General features: G+C 39.7%; 6 protein-coding genes and 1 pseudogene. 3 read left to right on the top strand and 4 right to left on the bottom strand.

The annotated features are described in order from the left end of the window. Positions 1-55: 55 nt before the first annotated feature. Together KNO61_RS16995 and KNO61_RS16990 are read right to left on the bottom strand one after the other, a co-directional pair. Positions 56-259, bottom strand: a complete 204-nt coding sequence (locus tag KNO61_RS16995; protein WP_214873993.1) for a hypothetical protein — start codon at positions 257-259, stop codon at positions 56-58. A 59-nt stretch (positions 260-318) separates the two neighbouring features. Continuing rightward, positions 319-792 carry a hypothetical protein gene (locus KNO61_RS16990; protein ID WP_214873995.1) on the bottom strand — a complete coding sequence of 158 codons (474 nt, stop codon included), beginning with the start codon at positions 790-792 and terminating at the stop codon, positions 319-321. A 110-nt stretch (positions 793-902) separates the two neighbouring features. On the opposite strand from KNO61_RS16990, the pseudogene KNO61_RS17530 reads away from it, so the two are divergent. Further along, a pseudogene (locus KNO61_RS17530) lies at positions 903-971 on the top strand (hypothetical protein); the annotation flags it as partial. 13 nt (positions 972-984) lie between these two features. On the opposite strand, the gene KNO61_RS16980 reads toward KNO61_RS17530, so the two are convergent. Further along, complete coding sequence (locus KNO61_RS16980) at positions 985-1,281, bottom strand: hypothetical protein (protein ID WP_214873991.1); 297 nt, start codon at positions 1,279-1,281, stop codon at positions 985-987. Between the two features lie 1,445 nt (positions 1,282-2,726). On the opposite strand from KNO61_RS16980, the gene KNO61_RS16975 reads away from it, so the two are divergent. Next, complete coding sequence (locus tag KNO61_RS16975) at positions 2,727-3,668, top strand: type IV toxin-antitoxin system AbiEi family antitoxin domain-containing protein (RefSeq protein WP_214873989.1); 942 nt, start codon at positions 2,727-2,729, stop codon at positions 3,666-3,668. 4 nt (positions 3,669-3,672) lie between these two features. Here the strand turns inward: KNO61_RS16975 and KNO61_RS16970 are convergent, their stop codons facing one another. After that, positions 3,673-4,560: a nucleotidyl transferase AbiEii/AbiGii toxin family protein gene (locus KNO61_RS16970; RefSeq protein WP_214873987.1), complete on the bottom strand. Its 888-nt coding sequence runs from the start codon at positions 4,558-4,560 to the stop codon at positions 3,673-3,675. Positions 4,561-4,789: 229 nt separating this feature from the next. Between KNO61_RS16970 and KNO61_RS16965 the strand changes: the two genes are divergently transcribed. After that, positions 4,790-5,044, top strand: a complete 255-nt coding sequence (locus KNO61_RS16965) for a hypothetical protein (RefSeq protein WP_214873985.1) — start codon at positions 4,790-4,792, stop codon at positions 5,042-5,044. Positions 5,045-5,210 lie beyond the last annotated feature (166 nt).

Below are 5,210 nucleotides of genomic sequence, written 5' to 3'. Positions count from 1 at the left end.
TTGAGAGCATCGCCTTCTTTGCGTGGAGTTTTCATTTCACGCAAACTTACAGTTTTTAAGCTAAAATCCATACATAAAACAGCCATACATATACAACCCACGTACCAATGAACAACAACTTGTTCTCCCGTCGATTCCAGGCGAAAATCCCGAACATCAAGAACAGGAAAAAGAATGATCCAACCAAGAAAGGTCTCGGATCTGCAACTGTCTCAGAAAAATTTTGAATCGCAATAGCGATCATCGCATTCACAAACATGAAGATCCCTTCTGACTTACTATCCTTTTTCAACCTTTCCGACATCACCATCGAGTTTTTCACTTCCGTTTCTTCACGTAATCTCGCAGCACACCCTCGACCAACTCGTAGAGTTTCATGTCGTTCTCCAGGGCGATCTGCTTCAATTGCTTATGTAACGCCACATCCATGTCCAACGAGACTTTCTTCCGGACGATCTGTTCGGGCCTTGTCTCGATTGCGAAATAATCGTCGTCCAACTGGGACTGCCCCGTGACCGGGTCGATCTTCAACGGCTCAGACGTGATTTTCTTCGGTTTCGGTGTACTGACACGACTCGATTGCACAAAATCGAGCACTTTCTTGCCTGCATTCGGATGGCTACGGTCGATGTACCACCGTTTGGTCCGTTGGTCGAACGTCGCACCAGCCGACTTCAAAGCCTCGCGAAGTTTCTCCTTACCCACTGGCGCATGCTCTTTCGCCAAATCGAGGAACTTCATGTCCTCATTCAACTTGGTCACCTCAAAGATCGTCAGTTCCATATTCTTCATAGCCACACATCTTCCTTCCTAACTTTTAACTAACCTTCCCTCTTACCTTTTTTATTCGAAGTTCATAGGGCTAACACCTTTAATCCAACAATGGGAAGTATAAAACTCCTTGGAACTTAGAGCCACATCGCACAGAAACAAGTTTAACTAAAACAATTGCTAAAGCATGTAATCCATAAAAAAGAGCGACTATCAGTCGCTCTTTTTTATATTTTCATATGCAAACGGAATTGAAATCACAAAGACGACTACCATTAACAATGTAGAATAAAATGTGAATTGATTCCCTTCTCCATTTAACTCATCTACTAAGTATCCAGTATTAAATAATAAAATTACTGCCCCTATTAAAATAAAAAATGAGTTAAATAAAATCCAAACAGAATTTGAAATTTTAGATTTCAAAAAAAGCAAATACACAAAATTACTTAAGATCAAAAACAAAAAGACATAGATTAAAACATTTAAAGATTCTAAGATTTCTTCCATGTTTACACCCCTTATTAAAAATACAATTTTAGGAACAACTATATTCATCTATACAAAACTTAACCATAGTTTTCTATAAAAAAGAAATACATCGATAGTAGTATTGAAAATAAAGTACCAAGGTTAAGCTTTAAAATTAAATATATTCTGAACGCACTTCGCTACGGCGTTTACGCCTTCGCTCGTTTGTCGGGGCACATGCGGAACACGTCGCCAGACTACGCTAGGCTCGTATTCCTCGTGCCACATATGAATTTGCATCTTCTCTTGCTTCCTCGCTGATCTGTTTGCTCTTTGTTCTTTTCTTTTTAGAACTTGGAAAGAAAAAGACTTGAAACCCAAGAGCGCACCGGGCATACTCCGGTAGGGAAGAAAGGAAACGGCTGGATGGGCAGACTAACCCCTTTGAAAAAGGATGCGGTTAAAATCTGCCCACCACGTTCTCCGTCTAGTGCAAGACGAGGTATCCGTATGTCTAGGCGTTCCAAGACTCCGGGGTGTCTCAACCCCGACATGTGACTCGCTGCGCATCATTCGCGCACACAAGGCGTTTCCACGCCCTACCTTGCTGCCTTTCGGCGACTCGTCACATAACCCACTGCACGACGGCCAGAGCCGTCATACGTCGTGTCACAGCAATCATACAGCCGCCTACGAGGAACTCCCCCACCGTTTGTCGTGGGACTGCCTCCGGTCGTACCATATGACCCCGTCTGAACCTCTCAACGATCTTTACCATATCCCCGAAGGGACTTAGGCTATGTACAGGGCTTTCCGTCCTTCCCCTGCTAACGTCACACCACATGCTGGAACCGCCGTGGTGACCGATCTACTTTGTTGCGTCGGCTAGATGGACCTACTCGTTTTAAGAGCGAGTGCAGAACTCTGATATGTAAAAAAATCAATAGAAAAAGGACGTCGTCCGAATAGGGAGTTTCGTGAAACTCGCTACTGAACGACGCCCTTTTTTATACTAAAACCTTGAATGTTTCGGGTTTCCTTAGTATGATAGGTGCATCTAAGTTGAAGTCACGGACCAGTGACTTCAACGGTTCAATAGCAAGTGTTCTGAGCACTCGCTATTCAAAATCGTCACTTCAATGATCTTCAACTTGTCGCCAAACAAGCCGAAGGGAGAAGTGGCGTTTTTTGTTGTTCCGTCCGTATTTTGTTACTGATTATTCTACTCTTCCATCAATTTTCTGACAATGTTTTTTTGTTCATGACTTCGAAACAAAGCTGATATTGACTTTTAAGTTTTATGTGTCTTTCCTACACTACTAGTATATATACTAGTAGTGTTCATAACCTTTTATTTAAATACGCTTGTAATACTACTAGTATATATACTAGTAGTATCCATAGATATTAAAATTCTCTCTTCTTTTGTTTACTACTAGTATATATACTAGTAGTAATGAGAAAAATAAAAGGAGAAATTAATAATGGTCGCTTCCAAAAGAACAGCTGCTTGGTTAAGTATCTCCAAAGAGTTGAACCATATTATTGATTTAATGGTTGAGCGAGGTTCGGTATTTTCGCGTGTAAGTTTGATTGATATCTTAAATGAGTTAAAGCACACTAAGATTTTAAGAGGATCTTATGGATACGGAACCTTTCTTAATACATTAATTGAACTAGACGTTTTAGAAAAAGTAACAATTATTCTTCCTAACCATTCTATAACTTCACGTTATGCTTTAAAGAAAGGGATTTCGACTTCTGTTCATCCCTTCGAAGTCGCATTAAGTCTTTTGCCTGGATCTTATTTATCACATTACAGCGCATTGTTCTTGAACGATCTGATAAATAACGTTCCGAAGGATATATATATCAATCGCGAACAAAGCAAAAAGCCTACCGATCCAGATAACACTTTAACTCAAAAGAAAATCGATTATGCTTTCAATCGCCCTATGCGTAAAACAAATCAAATCGCACTTTTTAGCTATAACGGACAAGAATACAGAGTCCACATGCTGAATGGGAAACATACCAACAACCTTGGTGTTGTTAACCGAAAAACCCCCTTTCTTTCTCGAAAAGTGCGTGTGACAAATTTAGAAAGAACGATTATCGATTGTGTAGTAAGACCTAACTATGCCGGAGGGCCTGATGAGATCTCAGTTGCTTTTTCTAATGCTGCCAATGAACTATCCGTAAACAGGCTTACTGGATATTTAGCAGAACTCGACTATCGTTATCCTTATCAAAATTGCGTTGCCTTTTATATGATTTTGACTGACTACAAAGAGAATAGTTTAAAGCTAATCAGACCGTTAATTGATCGAGAGTTTACAATGTACATTGGATATCAATTGCTCAATAAAAAAATCCATCTAGGATCAAACACTTACTATCCCGGTCGTTTTTCACTAAATGATTAAGTGCTCACCCTTCTTCCAATAACGCATAGACTTCTTTAATCAATTCAATATTGAATTCGAACAGAAAATCGAAATCTGGTACGTTTTTTCTATCAGCTATCTGTGGCGTCACTCTTTGGTTAAAGTCATCCTCCAGTTGTTCTCGATAATATTCAATTTTCAGCAACAACTCTAAAGAAACATTTTTCGCTTTAAACATTTCTCTCAAGATATGAACGTTGCTTGGGCTTAGGATTTGTCCCCTCAATTCTAAGGATGATGATTTTTGAATTGCTATGTAGATGTCGTATAAATCTCTTGCTCTTGTTTTTTCAAAAGACGCATATTCGTAATCAGGAAGTTGTTGGCACAGTGCACGCATTTTTTCGTAAACAATCATCAACGGGCTGTAAATATGGATTTGGTATTCATCTAGCTTCATTTGCATTCTGTCTTCAGTGTACTCTTCAAGACTGATATCAATCTCAATTTTCTTTTTACCACCCTCGAGTTGTAGTGCCATGGACGATCGTTTCTGATCAGAGACGCCGTACGTTTTCTCATATGTCTCTTCATCCATGACTTTGAAATTGATGCTGTAACCACCCCAGAAAGGTGGCAACTCTCGTTTGGTTTTCTTTGGCTTCACATCGAACTTGAAATCTATTACGCGGTATCCTTCTTCTTCAAAAGTACGTTCTAGAGCTTTTTTGAACTTAGGCGCATCTTCATCTTGCGTTAGTCTAATGCCTTGTTTGATTGAAAAATCTAAGTCTTGAGAAGCACGATCCGTAATGTCTAACAGCGCCATCGCATTCCCACCCTTTAACGTCAAAATTTCAAACAAATCATCATCTGAGAAAATACCTTTGATAGCTAAATCCCTAAAAAAGATCGGCAATATATTGCTCATTAGTTAGATTTCCTTTCTTTTCGACTGGCACATTTCGTGCCAATTCGTATGGTTTAGTGGCACATTTTGTGCCATTTTCGGACTTTTGGTGATATCACGGAAACCCCAGGCTCTGCCTGGGCTATCACGGAAAGTGATAGCAGTTTTCCCTTATGCTCTTTGAACCTATTTTTAGACAAGATTCGTATAAAGAAATATCGAACCCACCATAAAAAGAGGAGCATAACTCATGGATAAACAGAAGTTCTTTTCATCATTCTTAACCACTATCGTGATTATTCTGGCCACGTTCTTCGTTCTCACTTCAGATATAAACATCATCTTAGGCGCTGCAATTGTCGGGGGTAGCGTAATGACAAGTGAGTTCCTATCCGAAAGGGTTTTTTCTAAGTTCAACGGGCAGAACATTTCTCCACCGACGGTCATTATGTCTTATTTCCTCTTATTCATTATCGCTTTCTACTTCATCGAACTCTACTCTTAAGAAACTAAAAAATCGACCGATTTCACTAAGAAAGTTTGTGAAATCGGTCGATTTTCGTCCGTTTTTCGGACTTTGGCTTGAGAGCATCGCCTTCTTTGCGTGGAGTTTTCATTTCACGCAAACTTACAGTTTTTAAGCTAAAATCCATACATAAAACAGCCATACA

Origin of the sequence: Exiguobacterium sp. s140, assembly GCF_018617035.1 — a bacterium.
GTDB lineage: Bacteria > Bacillota > Bacilli > Exiguobacteriales > Exiguobacteriaceae > Exiguobacterium > Exiguobacterium profundum.
Note: the sequence above shows the minus strand (reverse complement) of the source record. Positions and strands in the feature narration are given on the sequence as shown.

What these genes read in the sequence shown, in the direction of transcription:
- KNO61_RS16975 (WP_214873989.1), top strand. Translation starts at nt 2,727, where the DNA reads ATGGTCGCTTCCAAAAGAACAGCTGCTTGGTTAAGTATCTCCAAAGAG.
- KNO61_RS16990 (WP_214873995.1), bottom strand. Translation starts at nt 792, where the DNA reads ATGAAGAATATGGAACTGACGATCTTTGAGGTGACCAAGTTGAATGAG.
- KNO61_RS16970 (WP_214873987.1), bottom strand. Translation starts at nt 4,560, where the DNA reads ATGAGCAATATATTGCCGATCTTTTTTAGGGATTTAGCTATCAAAGGT.
- KNO61_RS16965 (WP_214873985.1), top strand. Translation starts at nt 4,790, where the DNA reads ATGGATAAACAGAAGTTCTTTTCATCATTCTTAACCACTATCGTGATT.
- KNO61_RS16995 (WP_214873993.1), bottom strand. Translation starts at nt 259, where the DNA reads ATGTTTGTGAATGCGATGATCGCTATTGCGATTCAAAATTTTTCTGAG.
- KNO61_RS16980 (WP_214873991.1), bottom strand. Translation starts at nt 1,281, where the DNA reads ATGGAAGAAATCTTAGAATCTTTAAATGTTTTAATCTATGTCTTTTTG.